Here is a 25,370-nt window from a genome sequence, read left to right on the forward strand (position 1 = left end):
CGCGGCCCTGAGCCGGCCGTGATGCCCGGGGCCCCCGCCGCAGTCGTGCGGCGGGGGCCCCGGGCCGTCGTGCTCACCAGCCGCGCTCGCGCCACTCCGGCAGGTGCGGGCGCTCGGCGCCCAGGGTGGTGTCGTCGCCGTGGCCCGGGTAGACCCAGGTCTCGTCCGGGAGCCGGTCGAAGACCTTCTCGTTGACGTCCCGGAACAGCGAGTCGAAGGCCGCCGGGTCGCCCCAGGTGTTGCCCACGCCGCCCGGGAACAGGCAGTCGCCGGTGAACAGGTGGGGGTGGCCCTGCGGGTCGTCGTAGAGCAGCACGATCGCGCCGGGGGTGTGGCCCACCAGGTGGCGGACGGTCAGCTCGACCTGCCCGAAGCGGACCACCGAGCCGTCCTCCAGCGGGAGGTCGGTGGGCACGTCGATGCCCTCGGCGTCGATCCGCCCGGCCATGGTGCGGGCCCCGGTGACGGCGACCACCTCGGCCAGCGCGCCCCAGTGGTCGCGGTGCCGGTGGGTGGTGACCACCGCGGCCAGCCGGGGGCCGACGGTCTCCAGCAGCACCGGCGCGTCGGCGGCGGCGTCGATCAGCAACTGCTCGTCGGTGGCCCGGCAGCGCAGCAGGTACGCGTTGTTGTGGTGCGGTCCGACCGCGACCTTGGTGATGATCAGGTGGGCCAGCTCCCGGACGTCCGGTGCCCCGCCGACCTTCACCGCTCCGTGGTACGTCATCACGCCGCTCCTCGCTCGCCGCCGGGCTGTTCCGCCGGTTCCGTCAATTCCGTCCACTCGCGGCCCATCATCCCATCGGGGGGAGCGCGGGCAGCGCGCTCCGGGGGTCGACCAGGCCCTCGTCGCCGCGGTGGACCTGGAGGCCGTCCCCGTCCGAGCGGCCGGACAGCCAGCCGGTGAGCGCCCGCACCGGGCCCTCGGCGACCAGCCCGGGCGCCCCGCCGTCGTCGGCGCCACCGCCGTCGCCGCTGCTGTCACCGCCGCCGCCGAGCCGGACCCGGAGCCCGGCGTCCTCGGCGACCAGCAGCAGGTCGGGCAGGCCGTCCCGCGCGGCGAGGCGCGCGCCCAGCCGCTGGAACTCGGCGACGGCGAACGGCTCGGGCCAGTGCGCCGGGGTGTAGCCGGCGTTCAGGTCGACGTGGTGGTACTCCAGCTCGATCAGCCGCTTCCCCGGCACCTGCCAGGCCGGGAAGACGGTGCCGTCGCGGTGGGTGATCGGGGCGGCCCAGTGCTCGGGCTCCAGCCCGGCGGCGAAGTCCTGGAAGCGCCGCTGGCTCTCCCGGAGGTCGGCGACCTGTTCGGCCAGCGGGCGTCCGGCCCCGGCCTCGATGTCGGCGTCCCGCGTCTCCGGGGTGGCGTACTGCGGGACCTGCCGCCCGGTGCGGGCGCCGGTGAGCAGGTTGACCAGGGAGTCCGCGTTGCGGGCGAGGTGGGTCAGCAGGTGCCCGCGGGTCCAGCCGGACAGCGCGGAGGGTTCGAACACCGCCGCGGGCTCCAGCTCGGCGAGGGTGTGCAGCAGCAGGTCGGTGCTCTCCGCGGTGGCCCGCAGCCGCTCGGCTGCGGCGGCCGCGGCGGTGGTGGCCGCGGTGGTGGCGTCGCTCATCGGGCATGGCCTTTCGACGGTCGGGAAAACGGGTCGAGGCGGTGCGGTGCGGGCACCGGGGCGTTGCCCGGGCCGGTTGTCAGTCGTTGACGCTACCGTCGAGCGCGGGTGCCGTTCACCCGTCCGGGTGGCCCCGGCCGACCGGCTCAGATTCGAACGAATGAGCCAGTACGCTGGCGGGCGCATCCTGGAAGAAGCACGAAGAAGCACATCTCCCTCCTCCCTTCGACCCGGAGAAAGGCGCCAGTAGCAGTGGCAGACCGCCTCGTCGTCCGTGGTGCACGTGAGCACAACCTCAAGAACGTCTCGCTCGACCTGCCCAGGGACTCCCTCATCGTCTTCACGGGCCTCTCCGGGTCCGGCAAGTCCTCCCTCGCCTTCGACACGATCTTCGCCGAGGGCCAGCGGCGCTACGTCGAGTCGCTGTCCTCGTACGCCCGGCAGTTCCTCGGGCAGATGGACAAGCCGGACGTGGACTTCATCGAGGGCCTCTCCCCGGCCGTCTCGATCGACCAGAAGTCCACCAGCCGCAACCCCCGTTCCACCGTCGGCACCATCACCGAGGTGTACGACTACCTGCGCCTGCTGTTCGCCCGGATCGGCAAGCCGCACTGCCCGCACTGCGGGCGCCCGATCGCCCGGCAGTCGCCGCAGGCCATCGTCGACAAGGTGCTGGAGCTGCCCGAGGGCACCCGGTTCCAGGTGCTCAGCCCGGTGGTCCGGGAGCGCAAGGGCGAGTTCGTCGACCTCTTCGCCGATCTCCAGTCCAAGGGCTACGCCCGGGCCCGGGTGGACGGGCAGACCGTCCAGCTGACCGAGCCGCCGGTGCTCAAGAAGCAGGAGAAGCACACCGTCGAGGTGGTCATCGACCGCCTCACCGTGAAGGCGGGCGCCAAGCGCCGGCTCACCGACTCGGTGGAGACCGCGCTCAAGCTGGCCGGCGGCATGGTGGTGCTCGACTTCGTCGACCTGGCGGAGGACGACCCCGAGCGCGAGAAGATGTTCTCGGAGCACCTCTACTGCCCGTACGACGACGTCTCCTTCGAGGAGCTGGAGCCGCGCTCCTTCTCCTTCAACTCCCCGTTCGGCGCCTGCCCGGACTGCTCGGGCCTGGGCAACCGGATGGAGGTCGACCCGGAGCTGCTCGTCCCCGACGAGGAGAAGTCGCTCGACGAGGGCGCCATCCACCCCTGGTCGCAGGGCGCCACCAAGGAGTACTTCCAGCGGCTGGTCAACGCGCTGGCCGGCGAGCTCGGCTTCCGCACCGACATCCCGTGGGCCGGGCTGCCGGTCCGGGCCCGCAAGGCGCTGCTGTACGGCCACAAGACCCAGGTCGAGGTCCGCTACCGCAACCGCTACGGCCGCGAGCGCTCCTACACCACCGCCTTCGAGGGTGTCGTCCCGTTCGTGACGCGCCGGCACTCCGAGTCGGAGAGCGACGCCGGGCGCGAGCGCTTCGAGGGCTACATGCGCGAGGTGCCCTGCCCGACCTGCAAGGGCACCCGGCTCAAGCCGGTGGTGCTGGCCGTCACGGTGATGGAGAAGTCCATCGCCGAGGTCTCCGCGATGTCGATCAGCGACTGCGCGGACTTCCTGGGTGCGCTGCGGCTGGACCGCCGGGACAAGCAGATCGCCGAGCGGGTGCTCAAGGAGGTGCTGGAGCGGCTGCGCTTCCTGGTGGACGTCGGCCTCGACTACCTCTCGCTCAACCGCGCCGCCGGCACCCTCTCCGGCGGCGAGGCCCAGCGCATCCGGCTGGCCACCCAGATCGGCTCCGGCCTGGTCGGCGTGCTGTACGTGCTGGACGAGCCGTCCATCGGCCTGCACCAGCGCGACAACCACCGGCTGATCGAGACCCTGGTCCGGCTGCGCGACATCGGCAACACGCTGATCGTCGTCGAGCACGACGAGGACACCATCAAGACCGCCGACTGGATCGTCGACATCGGCCCCGGCGCCGGCGAGCACGGCGGCAAGGTGGTGCACTCCGGCTCGCTGGAGGAGCTGCTGGCCAACGACGAGTCGCTGACCGGCCAGTACCTGTCGGGCAAGCGCGCCATCCCGATCCCGGCGACCCGCCGCCCGCGCGACAAGAAGCGCCAGCTGGTGGTGCACGGCGCCCGCGAGCACAACCTCAAGGACGTCACGGTCGCCTTCCCGCTGGGCACCTTCACCGCCGTCACCGGCGTCTCCGGCTCCGGCAAGTCCACGCTGGTCAACGACATCCTGTACGCGCACCTGGCCCGCGAGCTGAACGGCGCCCGCAGCGTCCCCGGCCGGCACACCCGGATCACCGGCACCGACCTGGTCGACAAGGTGGTGCACGTCGACCAGTCGCCGATCGGCCGGACCCCGCGCTCCAACCCGGCCACCTACACCGGCGTCTTCGACCACGTGCGCAAGCTGTTCGCGGAGACCCAGGAGGCCAAGGTCCGCGGCTACCTGCCCGGCCGGTTCTCGTTCAACGTCAAGGGCGGCCGCTGCGAGAACTGCTCCGGCGACGGCACCATCAAGATCGAGATGAACTTCCTGCCGGACGTCTACGTCCCCTGCGAGGTCTGCCACGGCGACCGCTACAACCGGGAGACGCTGGAGGTCCACTACAAGGGCAAGTCCATCGCCGAGGTGCTGAACATGCCGATCGAGGAGGGGCTCGACTTCTTCGAGGCCGTCCCCGCGATCGCCCGCCACCTCAGGACGCTCAAGGAGGTCGGCCTCGGCTACGTCCGGCTCGGCCAGCCCGCCACCACCCTCTCCGGCGGCGAGGCCCAGCGGGTCAAGCTCTCCGCCGAGCTCCAGAAGCGCTCCACCGGGCGGACGGTCTACGTCCTGGACGAGCCCACCACCGGCCTGCACTTCGAGGACATCAGCAAGCTGATCAAGGTCCTGGAGGGGCTGGTCGAGAAGGGCAACACCGTCATCGTCATCGAGCACAACCTCGACGTCATCAAGACCGCCGACTGGCTGGTCGACATGGGCCCCGAGGGCGGCTCCGGCGGCGGCAGCGTGGTCATCGAGGGCACCCCGGAGGAGGTCGCGGCCTCCACCGCCAGCCACACCGGCAAGTTCCTGCGCGACATCCTGCCGGGCGTCTCGGACGCGGCGCCCGCCGCCAAGCGGCGCAGGAAGTAGCACCGGGGGCGAGCGAGGACCGCCCGGGGAGCGCAGGTCGCTCCCCGGGCGGTCCGCCGCGCGCGTGCTACGTTGCTCGGCGCCCTTCCCCGCACCGACCCTTCCCCGCACCGAGGAGTCCCGATGCCCGAGCCCACCGCCTCCCGCCGTACCGTCCTGTGCTGCGCGGCCGTCGCGCTCGCCGGGGCCACCGCGGCCGGGTGCTCTTCCGCCGCCCAGGACGACGGCAAGGGCGCGTCCGCCACCGAGGGCGACGGCAAGGGCGCCTCCGCCGTCCCGGTCGACCTCGGCGCGGCCGCGGACGTCCCGGTCGGCGGCGGGAAGGTGTACCGGGAGCAGGGCGTCGTGGTGACCCAGCCGGCCGCGGGGGAGTACAAGGCGTTCAGCGCCAAGTGCACCCACGCCGGCTGCCTGGTCAACGGCGTGGTCAAGGAGCAGATCCAGTGCCTGTGCCACGGCAGCCGGTTCGGGATCTCCGACGGCGCGGTGCAGGACGGTCCGGCCCCCGCGCCGCTGCCCGCCTACCGGGTCGCGGTGCAGAACGGGAACCTCCAGGTCACCAAGAGCTGACGAACCCCGTCGGACGCCGCGGAGTGTCCGCGCCAGTCGGTACGGTAGGGGCATGGCAGACCCGTCCACCTACCGACCGGCGCCGGGGGCGATCCCGCTCTCGCCCGGGGTGTACAAGTTCCGTGACGCGCACGGCCGGGTCATCTACGTGGGGAAGGCGAAGAGCCTGCGCCAGCGGCTCTCCTCGTACTTCCAGGACGTGGCGAACCTGCACCCGCGCACCGCGACGATGGTGACCACCGCGGCGTCCGTGGAGTGGACGGTGGTGTCCACCGAGGTCGAGGCGCTCCAGCTGGAGTACTCCTGGATCAAGGAGTTCGACCCGCGGTTCAACGTCAAGTACCGGGACGACAAGAGCTACCCGGAGCTCGCCGTCACCCTGAACGAGGAGTTCCCCCGGGTCCAGGTGATGCGCGGGGCGCACAAGAAGGGCGTGCGCTACTTCGGCCCGTACGGCCACGCCTGGGCGATCCGCGAGACGGTCGACCTGCTGCTGCGGGTCTTCCCGGTGCGGACGTGCTCCAACGGCGTCTTCAAGCGCGCCCAGCAGGTCGGCCGCCCCTGCCTGCTCGGCTACATCGGCAAGTGCGCGGCGCCCTGCGTGGGCCGGGTGAGCGCCGCCGAGCACCGCGAACTCGCCGAGGAGTTCTGCGACTTCATGGCCGGCCGGACGGGCGGCCACCTGCGCCGGCTGGAACAGCAGATGCAGCAGGCCGCCGCCGAGATGGAGTACGAGAAGGCCGCCCGGCTGCGCGACGACCTGGCCGCGCTGCAACGCGCCATGGAGAAGAACGCGGTGGTGCTCGCCGACGGCACCGACGCCGACCTGCTGGCCCTGGCCGAGGACGAACTCGAGGCCGCCGTGCAGATCTTCCACGTCCGCGGCGGCCGGGTGCGCGGCCAGCGCGGCTGGGTCACCGACAAGGTCGAGGACGTCGACACCGCGGGCCTGGTCGAGCACGCCCTCCAGCAACTGTACGGCGAGGGCAGCGAGCAGGTCCCGCGCGAGGTGCTCGTCCCCGCGCTGCCCGAGGAGGCCGTGCACGAGTGGCTCGCCGGCCTGCGCGGCGCCCAGGTCGACCTGCGGGTCCCGCAGCGCGGCGACAAGAAGGACCTGATGGAGACGGTGCAGCGCAACGCCCAGCAGGCGCTGGCGCTGCACAAGACCAGGCGCGCCTCCGACCTCACCACCCGCAGCCGCGCCCTCCAGGAGATCGCCGAGGCGCTGGAGCTGGACTCGGTGCCGCTGCGCATCGAGTGCTTCGACGTCTCGCACCTCCAGGGCGAGGACGTGGTGGCGTCCATGGTGGTGTTCGAGGACGGCCTGGCCCGCAAGAGCGAGTACCGCCGGTTCCAGATCAAGGGCTTCGAGGGCCAGGACGACGTCCGCTCGATGCACGAGGTGATCACCCGCCGCTTCCGCCGCTACCTCCAGGAGCGCGAGCGCACCGGCGAGTGGGCGGTGCCCGAGGAGGCCCCGGAGGAGGACGGCTCGCCGCTCGACGAGAACGGCCGCCCCAAGCGCTTCGCCTACCCGCCGCAGCTGCTGGTGGTCGACGGCGGGCAGCCCCAGGTCGCCGCCGCCGTCCGGGCGTTGGACGAGCTGGGCATCGACGACGTCGCGGTGTGCGGGCTGGCCAAGCGGCTGGAGGAGGTGTGGCTGCCCGGCCAGGACGACCCGGTGGTGCTGCCGCGCTCCAGCGAGGGCCTGTACCTGCTCCAGCGGGTCCGCGACGAGGCGCACCGCTTCGCCATCACCTACCAGCGGGCCAAGCGCGCCAAGCGGCTCACGGCGGGGGAACTGGACTCGGTCCCCGGGCTGGGCGAGACTCGCCGCCGGGCCCTGCTCAAGCACTTCGGTTCGCTGAAGAAGCTGCGGGCGGCGACCGTCGACGAACTGTGCGAGGTCCCCGGGGTCGGGCGCCGCACCGCCGAGACTGTTGCCGCAGCCTTGGCCTCCCGTACACCCGCCGCATTCGCGGTCAACACCGCGACCGGCGAGATCATCGAAGACAGCACGGCCACAGCAGTACCGAGAAGCGGGGAAGAGACGTGACAGTGTCCAACGGGGGGGAGACCACCCCCGAGCTGGTGATCATCTCGGGCATGTCGGGGGCGGGTCGTTCCACCGCCGCGAAGTGCCTGGAGGACCTCGGCTGGTTCGTGGTCGACAACCTGCCGCCCGCGCTGATCCCCACCATGGTCGACCTCGGCGCCCGCTCGCAGGGCGCGGTGCCGCGGATCGGCGTCGTGGTCGACGTCCGCGGCCGGACCTTCTTCGACGACCTGCTGACCTCGCTGGAGGAGCTGGAGAAGCGCGGCGTGCGGCTGCGCGTGGTCTTCCTGGACTCCTCCGACGACGCGCTGGTGCGCCGCTTCGAGTCGGTCCGCCGCCCGCACCCGCTCCAGGCCGACGGCCGGATCGTCGACGGCATCGCCCAGGAGCGCGAGCTGCTGCGCGAGCTGCGCGGCGAGGCCGACCTGGTGGTCGACACCTCCAACCTCAACGTGCACCAGCTGCGCGCCAAGATGGACGCCCAGTTCGCCGGCCAGGACGAGCCGGAGCTGCGCGCCACCGTGATGTCCTTCGGCTTCAAGTACGGCCTGCCGGTCGACGCCGACCTGGTGGTGGACTGCCGCTTCCTGCCCAACCCGCACTGGGTGCCCGAGCTGCGGGCCCGCACCGGGACCGACCCGGAGGTGGCCGAGTACGTCTTCCAGCAGCCCGGGGCCCAGCAGTTCGTGGACGGGTACACCGAGCTGCTGCGGATCGTCACCGAGGGCTACCGCCGGGAGGGGAAGCGCTACATGACGCTTGCCGTAGGCTGCACCGGAGGCAAGCACCGCAGCGTGGCGATGTCCGAGCAGCTGACCAAGCGTCTGATCGCGGACGGGGTCGAGACGGTGCTGGTCCACCGGGACATGGGCCGGGAGTAGGCGACCGGGGAACCCCCGCACCGCCGCCCCGGCCGAGCACGAGACAGGAACATGGGGTCGGCGTGACGGGATACCTGCCAGCGCGGCTGCAGCTCCGGACCAGACCGGCCGAGCGGGCCGTCCAGCCGCGCCCCGGCGTGCCGAAGATCGCCGCGCTGGGGGGCGGCCAGGGCCTGTCCGCCTCGCTGTCCGCGCTGCGCCGGCTCACCACCGAGCTGACCGCCGTGGTCACCGTCGCCGACGACGGCGGCTCCAGCGGCCGGCTGCGCACCGAGCTGGGGGTGCTGCCGCCCGGCGACCTGCGCAAGGCGCTGGCCGCGCTCTGCGGCGACGACGAGTGGGGCCGGACCTGGTCCGAGGTGATCCAGCAGCGCTTCGCCGGCACCGGCGAGCTCGGCGGCCACGCGGTGGGCAACCTGCTGATCGTGGCGCTGTGGGAGAAGCTCGGCGACCCGGTGGAGGCGCTGAACTGGGTCGGCCGGCTGCTGAACGTGCAGGGCCGGGTGCTGCCGATGTCGGCCGTCCCGCTGGACATCGAGGCGCAGGTCCGCGGCCACGACCCGCTGCGGCCCGGCGAGGTGTCCGCGGTCCGCGGCCAGGCCGCGGTGGCGGTCACGCCCGGCACCGTGCAGTCGATCCGGCTGCTGCCGGACGGGCCGCCGGCCGTCCCGGAGGCCGTGCAGGCCGTCCTGGAGGCGGACTGGGTGGTGCTCGGCCCCGGCTCCTGGTTCACCAGCGTGCTGCCGCACCTGCTGGTCCCCGAGCTGGCCAAGGCGCTCACCGAGACCCGGGCCCGCCGCCTGCTCACCCTCAACCTGGCCCCGCAGCCCGGCGAGACCGAGGGCTTCACCCCGCAGCGCCACCTGGAGGTGATCGCCGACCACGCCCCCGGCCTGGCCGTGGATGCGATCCTGGTGGACGAGCGGGCGGTCAGCGGCGGCGCCTTCGGCGTGGCCGACCTGGCCGGCCTGGAACAGGCCGCCGAGCGGATGGGCGCCGCCCTGGTGCTCGACTCGGTGGCCCGCGACGACGGGACGCCGCGACACGACGCGGAGCTCTTGGCCGCCGCGTACGACCGGATTTTCCGGACTCATGGAAGGATCGGCCCATGGCGATGACGGCAGCGGTGAAAGACGAGATCTCCCGGCTTCCCGTCACCCGTGCCTGCTGCCGCAAGGCGGAGGTCTCGGCGATCCTGCGTTTTGCGGGCGGACTGCACATTGTGAGCGGCCGCATCGTGATCGAGGCGGAGCTGGACACCGGCATTGCGGCCCGGCGGCTGCGCAAGGACCTCCTGGAGATCTTCGGACACTCCTCGGATCTGGTGGTGATGGCCCCCGGCGGGCTGCGACGCGGCAGCCGGTACGTGGTGCGGGTGGTGAAGGACGGCGAGCTGCTGGCCCGGCAGACCGGGCTGGTGGACGGACGAGGGCGGCCGATCCGGGGCCTGCCCCCGGCGGTGGTCTCCGGGGCGACCTGCGACGCGGAGGCCGCCTGGCGCGGCGCGTTCCTCGCGCACGGCTCGCTGACCGAGCCCGGCCGCTCCTCCTCCCTGGAGATCACCTGCCCCGGCTCGGAGGCGGCGCTCGCCCTGGTCGGCGCGGCCCGCCGGCTCGGCATCCCGGCCAAGGCCCGCGAGGTGCGCGGCGTCGACCGGGTGGTGATCCGCGACGGCGACGCGATCGGCGCGCTGCTCACCCGGCTCGGCGCGCACGAGTCGGTGCTCGCCTGGGAGGAGCGCCGGATGCGCCGCGAGGTGCGGGCCACCGCCAACCGGCTGGCCAACTTCGACGACGCCAACCTGCGCCGCTCGGCCCGGGCCGCGGTCGCCGCGGGCGCCCGGGTGCAGCGCGCCCTGGAGATCCTCGGCGAGGAGGTGCCCGAGCACCTGGCCGCGGCCGGCGCGCTGCGCATGCAGCACAAGCAGGCCTCGCTGGAGGAGCTCGGCGCGCTCGCCGACCCGCCGCTGACCAAGGACGCGGTGGCCGGGCGGATTCGTCGGCTGCTGGCGATGGCCGACAAGCGGGCCGCCGAACTCGGCCTGCCGAACACCGAGGCCAACCTGACCGAGGAGATGGCCCTGAACTGACGGCCCGTCAACCGTCCCGAAGCGCACCGCAGGGGGCGTGCGCGGCAGGCAGCGGCACCCGCCGCCGCCCGCCGCGCACGCCCCCTGCGCACGTCCGGGCCGCCGCGCCCTACCGGTGAGGCGATGTGCCTTGCGACACTTGGGCGAGGTAGGGTCAGCAGTGGTCGGGGACAACCCAAATTTCACCCCCGTCGGGCTCCGGCCCGGCGTACCTAAGAGGAGATCGGTTCGTGACGATCCGGGTAGGCATCAACGGGTTCGGCCGCATCGGCCGCAACTTCTTCCGTGCGGTCAAGTCCCAGGGCGCTGACATCGAGATCGTCGGTGTCAACGACCTGACCGACACCAAGACGCTGGCTCACCTGCTCAAGTACGACACCACTCTCGGTACCTTCCCCGGCGAGGTCTCGCACACCGAGGACAGCATCACCGCCGACGGTCACACCTTCAAGGTCACCGCCGAGCGCGACCCCGCCAACCTTCCCTGGGCCGAGCTGGGCGCCGACATCGTCGTCGAGTCCACCGGCATCTTCACCAAGGCCGAGGCTGCGAAGAAGCACCTCGCCGCCGGTGCGAAGAAGGTCATCATCTCGGCGCCCGCCACCGACGAGGACATCACCATCGTGCTGGGCGTCAACGACGACAAGTACGACGCGGCCGCGCACGACATCATCTCCAACGCCTCCTGCACCACCAACTGCGTGGCGCCGATGGCGAAGGTCCTGCACGAGAACTTCGGCATCGTCAAGGGCCTGATGACCACCGTGCACGCCTTCACCAACGACCAGGTCACCCTGGACTTCCCGCACAAGGACCTGCGCCGCGCCCGCGCCGCCTCGCAGAACATCATCCCGACCTCGACCGGTGCCGCCAAGGCCACCGCCCTGGTCCTGCCGGAGCTCAAGGGCAAGCTGGACGGCACCTCGCTGCGCGTCCCGGTCCCGACCGGCTCCATCACCGACCTGGTGGTCACCCTGGAGCGCGAGGTCACCAAGGACGAGGTCAACGCCGCCTTCCAGAAGGCCGCGCAGGAGGGCCCGCTCAAGGGCTACCTGGCGTACACCGAGGACCCGATCGTCTCCTCGGACATCGTGAACGACCCGCACTCCTGCATCTTCGACTCGCAGCTGACCATGGCGCAGGGCAACCAGGTCAAGGTGCTCGGCTGGTACGACAACGAGTTCGGCTACTCGAACCGCCTGGTCAACCTGGTCTCCCTGGTCGGCGACCAGCTCTGACCCCGGCGGTAGTCGACGTGACGTGAGGGGCAGGGCCCGGACGGCTGTCACCGCCGACCGGGCCCTGCCGCTGCGCCCACCCTCGTCCGTCCCACTCCCCGATACCGGTGGCCCGCCGTCGTGTCGCCGTCTGCGCACCGTTCCACCCCCTGAGGAGCAAGACCGTGAAGACGATCGAAGACCTGGAGGTCTCCGGCAAGCGGGTGTTCGTCCGCGCCGACCTCAACGTGCCGCTGTCCGGTGACACCATCACCGACGACGGCCGGATCCGTGCCGTCGCGCCGACCATCGCCAAGCTCGTCGAGCGCGGCGCGCGCGTGGTCGTCGCCTCGCACCTGGGCCGTCCCAAGGGCGAGCCGGACCCGAAGTTCTCCCTCGCGCCGGTGGCGGTCCGCCTCGGCGAGATCCTCGGCCGTCCGGTGGCGTTCGCCACCGACACCGTCGGGGAGAGCGCGAAGGCCACCGTCGCCGCCCTCGGCGACGGCGAGGTCACGCTGCTGGAGAACCTGCGCTTCAACGCCGGCGAGACCGCCAAGGACGACGCCGAGCGCGGCGCGTTCGCCGACCAGCTGGCCGCCCTCGCGGACCTGTACGTCGGCGACGGCTTCGGCGCGGTGCACCGCAAGCACGCCTCCGTCTACGACCTCCCGGCCCGGCTGCCGCACGCGGTCGGCGACCTGATCGCCACCGAGGTGGGCGTCCTCAAGCGCCTCACCGAGGACGTCGCCCGCCCGTACGTGGTGGTGCTCGGCGGCTCGAAGGTCTCCGACAAGGTCGGCGTGATCGAGAACCTGCTCGGCAAGGCCGACCGCATCCTGATCGGCGGCGGCATGATGTACACCTTCATCGCGGCCCAGGGCCACGGCGTGGGCGCCTCGCTGCTCCAGGAGGACCAGATCCCGGTCGTCCAGGACTACCTGAAGCGCGGCGCCGAGCAGGGCGTCGAGTTCGTGGTCCCGCTGGACACCGCGGTCTCCGGCAGCTTCCCGGACGTCAAGACCGGCGCCCCGGTCGAGGACTACGCGGTGGTCGACGTGGACGCGATCCCGGACGGCGCGCTCGGCCTGGACATCGGCCCGAGGACCGCCCAGCTGTTCGCGGAGAAGATCGCCGACGCGAAGACCGTGTTCTGGAACGGCCCGATGGGCGTCTTCGAGCACCCGGCGTTCGCCGACGGCACCCGGGCGGTCGCCCAGGCGCTGCTCGACTCCGACGCGTTCACCGTGGTCGGCGGCGGCGACTCGGCGGCGGCGGTGCGCACCCTGGGGTTCGACGAGGCGAAGTTCGGACACATCTCGACCGGCGGTGGCGCGAGCCTCGAGTACCTGGAGGGCAAGACCCTTCCCGGTCTCGCCGCCCTGGAGGACTGAGAAAGACATGACTGAGCGTCTCCCGCTGATGGCGGGCAACTGGAAGATGAACCTCGACCACCTCGAGGCCATCCAGCACACCCAGAAGCTGGCGTTCTCGCTGGCCGACAAGGACTACGAGGCCGTCGAGGTCGCCGTCCTGGTCCCGTTCACCGACCTGCGCTCGGTGCAGACCCTGGTCGACGGCGACAAGCTGAAGCTCAAGTACGGCTCGCAGGACATCTCGCAGCACGACGGCGGGGCCTACACCGGCGAGGTCTCCGGCCCGATGCTGGCCAAGCTCAAGGTCGCCTACGCGGTGATCGGGCACTCCGAGCGCCGCCAGTACCACGGCGAGAACGAGGAGATCGTCAACGCCAAGGTGAAGGCCGCCTACCGCAACGGGATCACCCCGATCCTGTGCATCGGCGAGCCGCTGGAGATCCGCAAGGCCGGCACCCACGTCGCGTACACCCTGGCCCAGCTCGACGGCGCCCTCGACGGCGTCCCGGCCTCGGACGCCGAGAGCATCGTCGTCGCGTACGAGCCGGTCTGGGCGATCGGCACCGGCGAGGTGGCCACCCCCGAGGACGCGCAGGAGGTCTGCGGCGCGATCCGGGCCCGGCTCGCCGAGCTGTACGGCGCCGAGCTGGCCGGCAAGGTCCGCGTGCTGTACGGCGGTTCGGTGAAGTCCTCGTCGGCGGCCGGTCTGATGGCCAAGCCCGACGTCGACGGCGGCCTGATCGGCGGCGCCTCCCTGGACGCCGACGAGTTCGTCAAGATCGTGCGCTACCGTGAGCAGGCAGTAGGCTAACGCCACTGCAGCAACGTAGGCTTTGGGGCCGGACCGCGAGGAGCGGGCCCGGCCCCTTCGCCGAAGATTCGAGAGAGTTGGTCCGTCGTGGTTCTCGGGTTCGAGATTGCTCTGATCGTCCTCAGCGTGCTGCTGATCCTGCTGGTGCTGCTGCACAAGGGCAAGGGCGGCGGTCTGTCCGACATGTTCGGTGGCGGCGCGGCCTCGACCGGTGGCGGCTCCGCGGTGGCCGAGCGCAACCTCGACCGCATCACCGTGATCCTCGGGATCTCGTGGTTCGCGTGCATCGTGGTGCTCGGGCTGCTGCTCAAGAACAACTGACAGGAAGTCGGCGGGCGATGGTGGCGCCGGCTTAACTCGCGCTTACACTAGGACGACTTCGCCACCGTCCGCCCAGCCGCGGCCGGACGGCACCAGCACGCAGGGAGTCAGACCGTGGCAAGTGGCAACGCGATCCGAGGCAGCCGAGTCGGCGCCGGCCCGATGGGCGAGGCGGAGCGCGGTGAATCCGCCCCGCGCAACCGCATCTCCTTCTGGTGCGCCAACAAGCACGAGACCCGCCCCAGCTTCGCCGCCGAGGCGGCGATCCCGGACACCTGGGACTGCCCGCGCTGCGGCTTCCCCGCCGGCCAGGACGAGCACAACCCGCCCGCCCCGGCCCGCAACGAGCCCTACAAGACCCATCTCGCCTACGTCCGCGAGCGCCGCACCGACGCCGACGGCGAGGCGATCCTCGCCGAGGCGCTGGCCAAGCTGCGCGGCGAGATCTGAGCGCGCCAGCAGGTCCGTACGAGAAGAGCCGCCCACCCGGAGAGTCCTCCGGGTGGGCGGCTCCTTTCCGCGCCGGTGCGTCAGGCGAGCTTGCCCGCCGCCTTCTCGTCGAGCAGCCACAGGGTCCGCTCGGTGCCGGTGACCGCGCCGGCCGGGGCCGTGGCGGCGCCGGGGGCGGTGCGGGCCAGGGCGACCGCGTCGGCCTTGTCCTCGCCGGCGGCCAGCAGCCACACCTGGCGGGCGTGGTGCAGGGCGGGGAGGGTGAGGGAGAGGCGGGTGGGCGGGGGCTTGGGGGAGTCGTGGACGGCGATGACCGTGCCGTCGCTCCGCCCGGTGCCGGGGTGGCCGGGGAAGAGCGAGGCGACGTGCGCGTCCGGGCCGACGCCCAGCAGCAGGACGTCGAACAGCGGCAGCCGCTCGCCGGGGGCGGCGGCCGCGGCCAGTTCGGCGGCGTAGCGTTCGGCGGCCCGCTCGGCGGTGGTGGTGCCGTCGGCCGGGGGCATCTCGTGCACCCGGGCGCCGAGCGGCCGGACGGCGTCCAGGAACGCGGCGGCCTGGACGGCGTTGCGCTCCGGGTCGCCGGCCGGGAGGTAGCGCTCGTCGCCCCACCACAGGTCGACGTGCGCCCAGTCGACCGCGTCGCGCGCCGGGTGGGCGGCGAGCGCGGCCAGCAGGGCGTTGCCGTTGCGGCCGCCGGTGAGCACCAGGTGCGCGGTGCCGCGGGCGGCCTGGGCGTCGGCCGTGGTGGTGAGCAGCCGGGCGGCGGCGGCCTGGGCGAGCAGCGCCGCGTCCCGGTGGACCAGGACCCGGTCGGTGCTCACTGGCCGCTCCGCTTGCGCGGGGCGGTCTTCTCGGCCGTCGCGGCCTTCTTGGCGGGGGCCGCCTTCTTGGCCGGGGCGGCCTTGCCGGGCAGCTTGGCGCTGACCCGGGCCGGGGCGGCGACGGCGGCCTCGACCACCTTGCCCTCCTCCGCCGGAGCGTCCGGAGCGTCGTCCGGAGCGTCCCCGGCCTCCGCCGCCGCGTGGGCCTCCACGGTGCCGCCGGGGCCCGCGTGCTCGACTCCGGCGATCCGCTCGCGCAGCCGGTCGACCGGGGTGCGGACGGCGGTGGCGTAGATGTCGTCGGGGTCGAGGCGGCGCAGTTCCTCGGCGATCAGCTCGGCGGTGTCGCGGCGCTTGAGGGCGACCATCCGGTCGGGCGCGCCGGGCATGCAGAGCGTGCCGAGCAGGCCGTCGGGGCGGTCGAGCGTGATGTCGCCGTCCTCGGTGTGCAGCCGCACCGCGGTGATGCCGGGGCCGCCGGTGACGACCCGCTCGACCGGGACGCGCAGCCGGTTGTTCAGCCACAGGCCGAGCAGTTCGACGCTGGGGTTGTACGACTCGCCCTCGACCACCGCGCCGGTGATCTCGACGTCGCGCTGGTCCAGGGCGGCGGCCAGCATGGAGCGCCAGCCGGTGATCCTGGTCCAGGCGAGGTCGGTGTCGCCGGGGGTGTAGCCGGCCGCCCGCTGGGCGAGCTGGCCGACCGGGGACTCGGCGGTCACCGCGTCGGTGATCCGCCGCTGGGCGAGCGCGCCGAGCGGGTCCTGGGCCGGGTTGAGCGGCGCGTTGTCCGGCCACCAGACCACCACGGGGGCGTCCGGCAGCAGCAGCGGCAGCACCACGGACTGGGCGTGCGCGGCGAGTTCGCCGTGCATGCGCAGGATGACGGTCTCGCCGCTGCCCGCGTCGGTGCCGACCAGGATCTCCGCGTCGAGCCGGGTCTCGGCCCGGGCGCGGGGCGAGCGCCCGGCCCGCTTGATGACGGCCAGGATGCGCGAGGGGTGCTCGCGGGAGGCGTCGTTGGCGGCCTTGAGCGCGTCGTACGCGCTGCCCTCGTCCGTCACGATCACCAGGGTCAGCACCATGCCGGCGGCGGTCGAGCCGCTCTCCCGCCGGGCGTTCATCAGGGCTGCGTTGATCTTGCTGGACGTGGTGTCCGTCAGGTCGATCTTCATGGCCGGCGCCAGCTCCTGCCGTCTCGTGCGAGCATCTCGTCCGCCTCGACCGGGCCCCAGGTGCCGGCCGGGTACTGCGCGGGCTTGCCGTTGGCTTCCCAGTACTGCTCGATCGGGTCGAGGATCTGCCAGGACAGCTCGACCTCCTGGTGCCGCGGGAAGAGGTTCGCGTCGCCGAGCAGGACGTCCAGGATGAGGCGCTCGTACGCCTCCGGGCTGGACTCGGTGAAGGACTCGCCGTAGGCGAAGTCCATCGTGACGTCGCGGACCTCCAGCGCGGTGCCGGGGACCTTCGAGCCGAACCGCACGGTGACGCCCTCGTCCGGCTGGACGCGGATCACCAGGGCGTTCTGGCCGAGCTCCTCGGTCGCGTAGGAGTCGAACGGCAGGTAGGGGGCCCGCTGGAAGACCACCGCGATCTCGGTGACCCGGCGGCCCAGCCGCTTGCCGGTGCGCAGGTAGAACGGGACGCCCGCCCAGCGGCGGTTGTTGATCTCCAGCTTGATGGCGGCGAAGGTGTCGGTCTTGGACTCGGGGTCGATGCCGTCCTCGTCCAGGTAGCCGAGCACCTCCTCGCCGCCCTGCCAGCCGGCCGCGTACTGGCCGCGCACGGTGTGCGCGCCCAGGTCGGCGGGGAGCTTGACGGCGCTGAGCACCTTCAGCTTCTCGGCGACCAGCGCCTTCGGGTGGAAGGACGCCGGCTCCTCGATGGCGGTCAGCGCCATCAGCTGGAGCAGGTGGTTCTGGATGACGTCACGGGCGGAGCCGATGCCGTCGTAGTAGCCGGCCCGGCCGCCGATGCCGATGTCCTCGGCCATGGTGATCTGCACGTGGTCGACGTACGACCGGTTCCAGATCGGCTCGAACATCTGGTTGGCGAAGCGCAGCGCCAGGATGTTCTGGACGGTCTCCTTGCCCAGGTAGTGGTCGATCCGGAAGACCTCGTCCCGGGGGAAGACCTCGTGGACGATCCGGTTCAACTCCTGGGCGCTGGCCAGGTCGTGGCCGAACGGCTTCTCGATCACCGCCCGGCGCCAGGAGCCCGGCGCCGGGTCGGTCAGGCCGTGCTTCTTGAGCTGCTGGACCACGGTCGGGAAGAACTTCGGCGGCACCGACAGGTAGAACGCGAAGTTGCCGCCGGTGCCCTGCGCCCGGTCGAGGTCCTCGATCGTGCGGCGCAGGGTGTCGAAGGCGTCGTCGTCGCCGAAGTCGCCCTGGACGAAGCGCATGCCCTTGGCGAGCTGCTCCCAGACCTCCTCGCGGAAGGGCGTGCGGGCGTGCTCCTTGACGGCGTCGTGCACCTCGTTGGCGAAGTCCTCGTCCTCCCACTCCCGGCGGGCGAAGCCGACGAGCGAGAAGCCCGGCGGCAGCAGGCCGCGGTTGGCGAGGTCGTAGACCGCCGGCATCAGCTTCTTGCGCGAGAGGTCGCCGGTGACCCCGAAGATCACCAGGCCGGACGGGCCGGCGATCCTCGGCAGCCGCCGGTCGGCGGGGTCGCGCAGCGGGTTGACGGGCCGGTCCGGGGTGTCGCCCGCGGCCGGCTCCGTGCCCTCCACATCCGGGTACGGCTGGGTGTTGCTCACTGTGGTGTGCTCCGCTTTCCGTTGCGTCAGTTCGTGAGCAGGGGTCAGTTCTTCTTGTCGTGCGCGGCGAGCGCCGCGCTGACGGTGTCGAGCAGCTCGGTCCAGGACGCCTCGAACTTCTGCACGCCCTCGTCCTCCAGCACCTGGACCACGTCGTCGTAGTCCACGCCCGCGGCGGCGATCGCGTCGAGCACGGCCTTGGCGTCGGCGTAGTTCGGGGTGATGGTGTCGCCGGTGACCTCGCCGTGGTCGTCGGTGGCGTCCAGGGTGGCCTCGGGCATGGTGTTGACGGTGCCCGGGGCGACCAGCTCGGTCACGTACAGGGTGTCCGGCAGGTTCGGGTCCTTGACGCCGGTGGAGGCCCACAGCGGGCGCTGCGGCTTGGCGCCGGCCGCCTCCAGGGCCGCCCAGCGGGCCGAGGCGGGCTTGCCGCCGTCGACCGAGCCGTAGACCTCCTCGTACGCCTGGTAGGCGAGGCGGGCGTTGGCCAGCGCGGCCTTCGAGCGCAGCTCCTCGGCCTCGGCGGTGCCGACGCCGTCCAGCCGCTTGTCGATCTCGGTGTCGACCCGGGAGACGAAGAACGAGGCGACCGACTCGATCTGCGAGAGGTCCAGGCCGGCGGCCTTGGCCTGCTCCAGGCCGGTCAGGTGGGCGTCGATGACGGCCTTGTAGCGCTCCAGCGAGAAGATCAGCGTGACGTTGACGCTGATGCCCCGGGCGAGCACCTGGCTGATCGCGGGCAGGCCGCCCAAGGTGGCGGGGATCTTGATCAGCACGTTCGGGCGGTCGACCAGCCACCAGAGCTGCTTGGCCTCGGCCACCGTGGCGTCGGTGCGGTGCGCCAGGCGCGGGTCGACCTCGATGGAGACCCGGCCGTCGCGGCCGTTGGAGGCGTCGTAGACCGGGCGCAGCACGTCGGCGGCGTCCCGGACGTCCGAGGTGGTGATCATGCGGACGGCCTCTTCGGTGGTGACGCCGCGCACCGCGAGGTCGGTCAGCTGGCCGTCGTAGGCGGCGCTGCCGCCGCCGATGGCCTTCTGGAAGATGGTCGGGTTGGTGGTGACGCCGACGACGTGCTTCTCCTGCACCAGCTCGGCCAGGTTGCCGGAGTTCAGGCGCTCGCGGCTCAGGTCGTCGAGCCAGATCGCCACGCCTTCTTCGCTGAGGCGGTTCAATGCGTCGGTCATGGTGCTCAGTCCCTCTTCATTCTCTTCGGGCGTGCGTGGGGGAGTCCGGGGCGCCGGCCCGGGGCAGTGCGGATACCCCGGGCCGGGCGGATCAGCGCGTCAGCGCGAGACGGCTTCGACCGTGCGCAGCGAGGCGCGGGCGGCGCTGGTGACCGCTTCGGCGGTGAGGCCGAACTCCTCGTACAGCACCTTGTAGTCGGCGGAGGCGCCGAAGTGCTCCAGGCTGACGATCCGGCCGGCGTCGCCGACCAGCTCGCGCCAGCCCTGGGCGATGCCCGCCTCGACCGAGACCCGGGCCTTGACGTCGGGCGGCAGCACGCTGTCCTGGTAGGACTGGTCCTGCTCGCGGAACCACTCCACCGAGGGCAGCGAGACCACCCGGGTCGGGACGCCCTCGGCCTCCAGCACCTCGCGGGCCGCCACGGCGATCTGCACCTCGGAGCCGGTGCCGATCAGGATGACCTTCGGCACGCCGCCGCCGGCCTCGGCCAGCACGTAGCCGCCCTTGGCCGCGCCCTCGGCGGAGCCGAACACCTCGCGGTCGAAGGTCGGCACGCCCTGCCGGGTCAGCGCCAGGCCGACCGGGCCGGGGTGGCTGGTGTACCGCTCCAGCACGGTGCGCCACACCACGGCGGTCTCGTTGGCGTCCGCCGGGCGGACCACGGCCAGGCCGGGGATGGCGCGCAGCGCGGCCAGGTGCTCGATCGGCTGGTGGGTCGGGCCGTCCTCGCCGAGGCCGATCGAGTCGTGCGTCCAGACGTAGGTGACCGGCAGCTTCATCAGGGCGGCGAGCCGGACCGCGGGGCGCATGTAGTCGGAGAACACCAGGAAGGTGCCGCCGTAGATCCGGGTGCGGCCGTGCAGCGCGATGCCGTTCATGATCGAGCCCATGGCGTGCTCGCGGATGCCGAAGTGGATCGTCCGGCCGTACGGCGAGGCGCTCTTGAGCGGGTTGCCCTCCGGGAGGAAGGACGACTCCTCGTCGATGGTGGTCAGGTTCGACTCGGCGAGGTCGGCGGAGCCGCCCCACAGCTCGGGGACGATCTTGCCGAGCGCCTTCAGGGTGTCGCCGGAGGCCTTGCGGGTGGCGACGTCCTTGCCGGCCGGGAAGACCGGGACGGCCTTCTCCCAGCCGTCGGGCAGCTCGCCGGACTGGACCCGGTCGAACTCGGCGGCCTGCTTCGGGTGGGCGGCGCGCCAGTCGGCGAGCCGGCCCTCCCACGCGGCGCGGGCGTGCTGGCCGCGCTCGACCACCTCGCGGGTGTGGGCCAGCACCTCGTCGGTGACCTCGAAGGTCTTGTCCGGGTCGAAGCCCAGCACCTTCTTGGTGGCGGCGATCTCGGCGTCGCCGAGGGCCGAGCCGTGCGCCTTGCCGGTGTTCTGGGCGTTCGGCGCGGGCCAGGCGATGATGGTGCGCATCGCGACGATCGACGGCTTGCCGGTCTCGGCCCGGGCGGCCTCCAGGGCCTTGGCCAGGGCGGGCACGTCGATGTCGCCGTCGGCCTTCGGGGCGACCCGCTGGACGTGCCAGCCGTACGCCTCGTAGCGGGCCAGCACGTCCTCGGAGAAGGCGGTCTCGGTGTCGCCCTCGATCGAGATGTGGTTGTCGTCGTAGAGCGCGACCAGGTTGCCCAGCTTCTGGTGGCCGGCCAGCGAGGACGCCTCGGCCGAGATGCCCTCCTCCAGGTCGCCGTCGGAGACGATCGCCCAGACGGTGTGGTCGAACGCCGAGGCGCCGGCCGCGGCCTCCGGGTCGAACAGGCCGCGCTCGTAGCGGGCCGCCATCGCCATGCCGACCGCGTTGCCGATGCCCTGGCCGAGCGGGCCGGTGGTCGTCTCGACGCCGGCGGTGTGGCCGTGCTCCGGGTGGCCGGGGGTACGGCTGCCGGCGACCCGGAAGGACTTCAGGTCGTCCAGCGACAGCCCGTAGCCGGACAGGAACAGCTGGGTGTACAGCGTGAGGGAGGTGTGCCCGGGGGAGAGCACGAAGCGGTCGCGGCCGACCCAGGCCGGGTCGGTCGGGTCGTGGCGCAGGAAGCGCTGGAAGATCAGATAGGCGGCGGGGGCAAGGGACATGGCGGTGCCGGGGTGTCCGTTCCCCACCTTCTGCACGGCGTCCATGGCCAGGACCCGGGCCGTGTCCACGGCCCGCTGGTCCAACTCGCTCCACTCGAAAACGTTCCGCGTGCTGCTCACCCTGACTCAGGGCTCCTTCCGGATTCTGTGAAGTGTGACCCCGTGAAGGGGACCGGTCGGCCACGCCGCTGTGGCTGGTGCCGATCACGGAGGGTTGATCCCGCTTCTCTGTGCGAGCCTACCGTTAGCGGGGCACCTCACCCTCTGTGCCGGGCAACGTGGGTCCGAGGCGTCGCATTCCCCTGCCGGGCCGTCAACTCGTCTGTCCTACCTTCACCCCTCCGGGGAGGGTTTGCCCGTCCGAGGGGCAAGACGGGAACGGACGCGGCTCGCCGGGGGACCCCGGGGCGGATCGGGAGATATGGAACGTCTATGGTTGCGTGGTACGCGCAGAGCGGACGGCGGGCACCCTGCGGGTCTCCGGGTCGCCTGTGGAAGTTCATCGACTGTTGAGGTGTCCGTGACCGCCGTCGAATCCCGCCCCGCTGGGGTGGTGGTAGGGACGAGGACCGCGCCCCGGCCGTTCGGGGCCCGCGTCGGGGCCTTCGTGGCCCTCACCAAACCCCGGATCATCGAACTGCTGCTGATCTCCACGGTCCCGGTGATGTTCCTGGCCCAGGGCGGGGTGCCCAACCTGTGGCGGGTGCTCGCGGTGGTGGTCGGCGGCTACCTGTCGGCGGGCGGCGCCAACGCGCTCAACATGTACATCGACCGCGACATCGACGCGGTGATGTCGCGCACCGAGCGGCGCCCGATCGTCACCGGCATGGTCTCCCCGCGCGAGGCGCTGGTCTTCGGCGTCGTGCTGGCCGCGGTTTCCACCCTCTGGCTCGGCCTGCTGGTCAACTGGCTCTCCTCGGCGCTCGCCCTGGGCGCCCTGCTGTTCTACGTGTTCGTCTACACCCTGGGCCTCAAGCGGCGCACCTCGCAGAACGTGGTCTGGGGCGGCATCGCCGGCTGCATGCCGGTGCTGGTCGGCTGGTCCTCGGTGACCGACTCGCTGTCCTGGGCGGCCGTGGTGCTGTTCCTGGTGGTGTTCTTCTGGACGCCGCCGCACACCTGGGTGCTGATGATGAAGGTCCGCGACGACTACGCCAAGGCCGGCGTGCCGATGCTGCCGGTGATCCGCGGCAACATCGGCGTCGCCAGGCAGGTCGTCGCCTACTCCTGGGTGATGGTGGCGACTTCGCTGCTGCTGTGGCCCGCCGCGCACACCAGCTGGCTGTACCCGGCCACCGCCGCCGTCCTCGGCGCGCTGTGGATGAAGGAGGCCTACGCCCTCCAGTCGCGCGCGAAGGCCGGCATCGTGGGCGCCAAGCTCAAGGAGATGCGGCTGTTCCACTGGTCGATCACCTACCTGACCCTGTTGTTCCTGGTCGTGGCGGTCGACCCCTTCGTGGGCTGACGCCCCTCCCGCACACCCCCTCGGCCTCAGCGCGGCGGAAGCTCGCTGGGGCCGACGTGGTTCTCCAGCCAGGCGTGCAGCGGCGCCGCCGCGTGCAGGAAGCCGGTGATCCGGCCGTACGCCCGCGCGGTGCCCAGCCAGGCCGCGGGCTCCCACTCCTGCCAGGCGACCAGGCCCCTGTGGCGCAGCAGTTCGATCCGCGGGTGGTCCTTGGCGGTGCCGCGCGGCGCGGTCTTCAGGCTGTCCCGCCCGACCACCTGCGGCCCGGCCGCCCGGACGCCGGCCACCACCCGCTCCAGCTCGGCCCCCGGCACGTCCTCGGCCACCGCGGCCCGGTAGCGCGCCAACTGGTCGCTCGCCAACCGGTAGTAGCCCAGCCCGCAGGCCAACCCGTCGGCGGACAGCTGCACGTAGCCGCCGGACTCCAGGTACCCGCCGATGTGCGTCTTGTACGGGGACCTGTCGGCCGAGAACCGGACGTCCCGGTGCGGCCGGAAGATCCTCCCCGGCCCGAACTCCGGCTCCAGCCGGGCCAGCAGCGCCTCCATCGGGGCCCGCACGACCTCGTCGTACACCGCGCGGTGCGCGGCCCAGAAGGTCTTCGAGTTGTCGGCCTCCAGGTGCTCGTAGAACTCCAGCGCCTCGGCCGGCCAGCCACGGAAATCGTTCACCCGGACAGTATTCACCCGCGTCCGGGCACCGCCGCCCGGCGGCGGGCTGACGCCGCGTCAAGTGTTAGGTTGCCAGGCGACCGCCGGGCGCACCGGGCGCGCGGGGAGCAGCTGGAGGCCGCCGATGACGCCCCGCACCACCACCGTCGCGATCGTCGGCGCCGGGCCCGCCGGGCTGGTCCTCGCGCACGCGCTGCGCCGGGCCGGGGTGGACGCGGCGGTGCACGAGCGGCTGTCCCGGGCCGAGCTGGAGGCCACCGCCCGGGCCGGGGTGCTGGAGCACCGGGTGGTCGAGTACCTGCGCGCGCTCGGCCTGGCCGACCGGCTGACCGCGGAGGGCGAGCGGCACGGCCGGTGCGAGATCAGCTGCCTGGGCGAGCGGGTGGTGGTCGACTACGGCGCGCTCTCCGGCGGGGTGCGGCACTGGGTGTACCCGCAGCAGCTGCTGGTGCGCGACCTGATCGCCGCCTACGAGCGCGACGGCGGCACGATCGCCTTCGGCTCGCCGGTCCTGGCGGTGGCGCCGGACCGCGCCGGACACCCGGTGCTGCGCACCGCCGGCGGCGAGCTGCGGGCCCGGTACGCGGTCGGCTGCGACGGCGCGCGCGGCGTGGTCGCCGCCGCCTTCCCGGACGGCGCGGCGGCGGGCCCGGAGCGGCGCTACCCGTACGACTGGCTGACGGTGCTGGCCCGGATCGACCGGCCGGTGGCCGCGGTGCGGTACGCGGTGCACGCGGACGGGTACGCCGGGATGATGCCGCGCACCGCCGACGTCGGGCGGTTCTACCTGGAGGTGCCCGCGGGGGAGCGGGTCGAGGGGTGGCCGCCGGACCGGATTCGGGCCGAGCTGGTCCGGCGCCTCGGCCTCGGCGGCGGCGACCCGCGGCCCGGGGAACTGCTGGAGACCGGGGTGCTGCGGATGCGCGGCCGGGTCGCCCGCCGGATGCGGCACGGGCGGCTGCTGCTGGCCGGGGACGCCGCGCACACCGTCACCCCGTCCGGCGCCAAGGGCCTCAACTCGGCGGTCGCCGACGCCGCCGACCTGGCCGGGGCGCTGCTGGCGGAGCTGCGCGCCGAGGGCGGCGAGGGCGGCGAGGGCGAGGACGGCGGGGCGGCGCTGGAGGGCTACCAGGAGCGCCGGCTGGCGGCGGCCTGGCGTACCCAGGAGTTCTCCGACCGGCTGCTCGACCTGCTCCACCTGCCCGCCGGGCTGCCGCCCGAACAGCGCGAGTTCGCGCTGCGGCTGCGGCTGGAGCGAATCCGCCGGATCGCCCGGCCCGGCCCGGAGGCGACCGAGTTCGCCCGGGCCTACGCGGGGGCCGGCGCGCTGCCCGTGGCGGACGTGTGGCCGCCGGCACAGCGCGCTGCCGTCGCCAGCTGCGCTACCGGTCGGTAGCATGCGGGCATGACCACCGCGGAGACCGCCACCACCACCGCGCCGGACGCCCGCGCCGAGCGCCGCGCCAAGCGCATTGCCAAGCACCTCAGCAGCTTCGCCGCGCAGCACGGCGGCAGTGCCGAGGGCGTCGTCGAGTACGTCGGCTCCATCGCCACCCGGATCGTCCTGGTCGGCGCCGACGGCACCTGGGGCGACCAGGTCGCGCCGAGCTACGCGATCGGCCTACGGGCCGCCGAGCTCGCCGGGCTCACCCTGCACGACGAGTTCGACGGCGAGCTGGGCCTCAAGGTGCGGACCGGCCCGTACGAGTGGAAGCGGATGGCGGGCATCCAGGTCTGACCGGCCGGGGCCGTCCGTCCGGGACGGGGATTCTCCACAGGAGCGCGGACGGCTGTCCGCGCTCCTGCGCGTTGCCGCTCCTGCGCGTGGCGTGGGGCCGGAGCGGCCGGTCCGGCGGCTGCTTCGGGCCGTTCCGGCGCGTCC

The 25,370-nt window shown here is 72.7% G+C and carries 22 protein-coding genes; 14 read left to right on the forward strand and 8 right to left on the reverse strand.

Annotated features, from left to right (window positions below):
• Positions 1 to 73 precede the first annotated feature (73 nt).
• Both QMQ26_RS25505 and QMQ26_RS25510 read right to left on the reverse strand, forming a co-directional pair.
• The gene (locus QMQ26_RS25505) at positions 74 to 727 is read right to left on the reverse strand and encodes an MBL fold metallo-hydrolase (protein WP_100840267.1); all 654 of its coding nucleotides are present in this window, start codon (positions 725 to 727) and stop codon (positions 74 to 76) included.
• Between the two features lie 67 nt (positions 728 to 794).
• On the reverse strand, positions 795 to 1,610 hold the full coding sequence (locus QMQ26_RS25510) for a maleylpyruvate isomerase family mycothiol-dependent enzyme (RefSeq protein ID WP_282202806.1): 816 nt from the start codon (positions 1,608 to 1,610) through the stop codon (positions 795 to 797).
• Positions 1,611 to 1,862: 252 nt separating this feature from the next.
• Here QMQ26_RS25510 and uvrA point away from each other — a divergent pair, with 252 nt between their 5' ends.
• The 11 genes from uvrA (at position 1,863) to QMQ26_RS25565 (ending at position 14,510) form a co-directional block, all read left to right on the forward strand.
• Positions 1,863 to 4,742 (forward strand): excinuclease ABC subunit UvrA, encoded by a 2,880-nt coding sequence (gene uvrA, locus QMQ26_RS25515; RefSeq protein ID WP_282202807.1) that lies wholly within the window; start codon positions 1,863 to 1,865, stop codon positions 4,740 to 4,742.
• 123 nt (positions 4,743 to 4,865) lie between these two features.
• Complete coding sequence (locus QMQ26_RS25520; RefSeq protein WP_282202808.1) at positions 4,866 to 5,312, forward strand: Rieske (2Fe-2S) protein; 447 nt, start codon at positions 4,866 to 4,868, stop codon at positions 5,310 to 5,312.
• Between the two features lie 52 nt (positions 5,313 to 5,364).
• The gene (gene uvrC, locus QMQ26_RS25525; RefSeq protein ID WP_282202809.1) at positions 5,365 to 7,368 is read left to right on the forward strand and encodes an excinuclease ABC subunit UvrC; all 2,004 of its coding nucleotides are present in this window, start codon (positions 5,365 to 5,367) and stop codon (positions 7,366 to 7,368) included.
• 50 nt (positions 7,369 to 7,418) lie between these two features.
• Positions 7,419 to 8,249: an RNase adapter RapZ gene (gene rapZ, locus QMQ26_RS25530; RefSeq protein WP_233533452.1), complete on the forward strand. Its 831-nt coding sequence runs from the start codon at positions 7,419 to 7,421 to the stop codon at positions 8,247 to 8,249.
• An 86-nt stretch (positions 8,250 to 8,335) separates the two neighbouring features.
• Positions 8,336 to 9,367: a gluconeogenesis factor YvcK family protein gene (locus tag QMQ26_RS25535; RefSeq protein WP_100840701.1), complete on the forward strand. Its 1,032-nt coding sequence runs from the start codon at positions 8,336 to 8,338 to the stop codon at positions 9,365 to 9,367.
• Entirely contained in the window at positions 9,358 to 10,338 is a 981-nt protein-coding gene (gene whiA / locus QMQ26_RS25540) for a DNA-binding protein WhiA (protein WP_014138611.1), read from the forward strand. Before QMQ26_RS25535 ends, whiA begins: the two co-directional genes overlap by 10 nt.
• A gap of 230 nt (positions 10,339 to 10,568) precedes the next feature.
• Complete coding sequence (gene gap, locus QMQ26_RS25545) at positions 10,569 to 11,576, forward strand: type I glyceraldehyde-3-phosphate dehydrogenase (protein WP_100840261.1); 1,008 nt, start codon at positions 10,569 to 10,571, stop codon at positions 11,574 to 11,576.
• 164 nt (positions 11,577 to 11,740) lie between these two features.
• Positions 11,741 to 12,946, forward strand: a complete 1,206-nt coding sequence (locus QMQ26_RS25550; protein WP_100840260.1) for a phosphoglycerate kinase — start codon at positions 11,741 to 11,743, stop codon at positions 12,944 to 12,946.
• A 7-nt stretch (positions 12,947 to 12,953) separates the two neighbouring features.
• Positions 12,954 to 13,739, forward strand: a complete 786-nt coding sequence (tpiA, locus tag QMQ26_RS25555) for a triose-phosphate isomerase (protein WP_100840259.1) — start codon at positions 12,954 to 12,956, stop codon at positions 13,737 to 13,739.
• 87 nt (positions 13,740 to 13,826) lie between these two features.
• A complete protein-coding gene (secG, locus tag QMQ26_RS25560) occupies positions 13,827 to 14,060 on the forward strand; it encodes a preprotein translocase subunit SecG (RefSeq protein WP_100840258.1) in 234 nt (77 codons plus the stop codon).
• 162 nt (positions 14,061 to 14,222) lie between these two features.
• On the forward strand, positions 14,223 to 14,510 hold the full coding sequence (locus QMQ26_RS25565) for an RNA polymerase-binding protein RbpA (protein WP_014138616.1): 288 nt from the start codon (positions 14,223 to 14,225) through the stop codon (positions 14,508 to 14,510).
• A gap of 80 nt (positions 14,511 to 14,590) precedes the next feature.
• Here QMQ26_RS25565 and pgl read toward each other — a convergent pair whose 3' ends face one another.
• From pgl to tkt, 5 genes are all read right to left on the reverse strand, one after another.
• Positions 14,591 to 15,331: a 6-phosphogluconolactonase gene (gene pgl / locus QMQ26_RS25570; RefSeq protein WP_282202810.1), complete on the reverse strand. Its 741-nt coding sequence runs from the start codon at positions 15,329 to 15,331 to the stop codon at positions 14,591 to 14,593.
• Positions 15,328 to 16,506, reverse strand: a complete 1,179-nt coding sequence (gene opcA / locus QMQ26_RS25575; protein ID WP_100840256.1) for a glucose-6-phosphate dehydrogenase assembly protein OpcA — start codon at positions 16,504 to 16,506, stop codon at positions 15,328 to 15,330. The genes pgl and opcA overlap by 4 nt, the downstream gene beginning before the upstream one ends.
• Complete coding sequence (gene zwf / locus QMQ26_RS25580; RefSeq protein ID WP_282206612.1) at positions 16,503 to 18,062, reverse strand: glucose-6-phosphate dehydrogenase; 1,560 nt, start codon at positions 18,060 to 18,062, stop codon at positions 16,503 to 16,505. Before zwf ends, opcA begins: the two co-directional genes overlap by 4 nt.
• Before the next feature lie 71 nt (positions 18,063 to 18,133).
• Positions 18,134 to 19,276 carry a transaldolase gene (gene tal, locus QMQ26_RS25585; protein WP_282202811.1) on the reverse strand — a complete coding sequence of 381 codons (1,143 nt, stop codon included), beginning with the start codon at positions 19,274 to 19,276 and terminating at the stop codon, positions 18,134 to 18,136.
• Positions 19,277 to 19,375: 99 nt separating this feature from the next.
• Complete coding sequence (gene tkt, locus QMQ26_RS25590) at positions 19,376 to 21,472, reverse strand: transketolase (RefSeq protein ID WP_282202812.1); 2,097 nt, start codon at positions 21,470 to 21,472, stop codon at positions 19,376 to 19,378.
• A gap of 400 nt (positions 21,473 to 21,872) precedes the next feature.
• On the opposite strand from tkt, the gene QMQ26_RS25595 reads away from it, so the two are divergent.
• Positions 21,873 to 22,817, forward strand: a complete 945-nt coding sequence (locus QMQ26_RS25595; RefSeq protein WP_282202813.1) for a heme o synthase — start codon at positions 21,873 to 21,875, stop codon at positions 22,815 to 22,817.
• A gap of 26 nt (positions 22,818 to 22,843) precedes the next feature.
• Here the strand turns inward: QMQ26_RS25595 and QMQ26_RS25600 are convergent, their stop codons facing one another.
• Complete coding sequence (locus QMQ26_RS25600) at positions 22,844 to 23,488, reverse strand: DUF2461 domain-containing protein (RefSeq protein ID WP_100840253.1); 645 nt, start codon at positions 23,486 to 23,488, stop codon at positions 22,844 to 22,846.
• 124 nt (positions 23,489 to 23,612) lie between these two features.
• On the opposite strand from QMQ26_RS25600, the gene QMQ26_RS25605 reads away from it, so the two are divergent.
• Both QMQ26_RS25605 and QMQ26_RS25610 read left to right on the forward strand, forming a co-directional pair.
• Positions 23,613 to 24,884 carry an FAD-dependent monooxygenase gene (locus QMQ26_RS25605; protein WP_282202814.1) on the forward strand — a complete coding sequence of 424 codons (1,272 nt, stop codon included), beginning with the start codon at positions 23,613 to 23,615 and terminating at the stop codon, positions 24,882 to 24,884.
• 9 nt (positions 24,885 to 24,893) lie between these two features.
• Positions 24,894 to 25,226, forward strand: a complete 333-nt coding sequence (locus tag QMQ26_RS25610) for a hypothetical protein (RefSeq protein ID WP_282202815.1) — start codon at positions 24,894 to 24,896, stop codon at positions 25,224 to 25,226.
• Positions 25,227 to 25,370: the final 144 nt, after the last annotated feature.

Source organism: Kitasatospora fiedleri, from assembly GCF_948472415.1.
GTDB lineage: Bacteria > Actinomycetota > Actinomycetes > Streptomycetales > Streptomycetaceae > Kitasatospora > Kitasatospora fiedleri.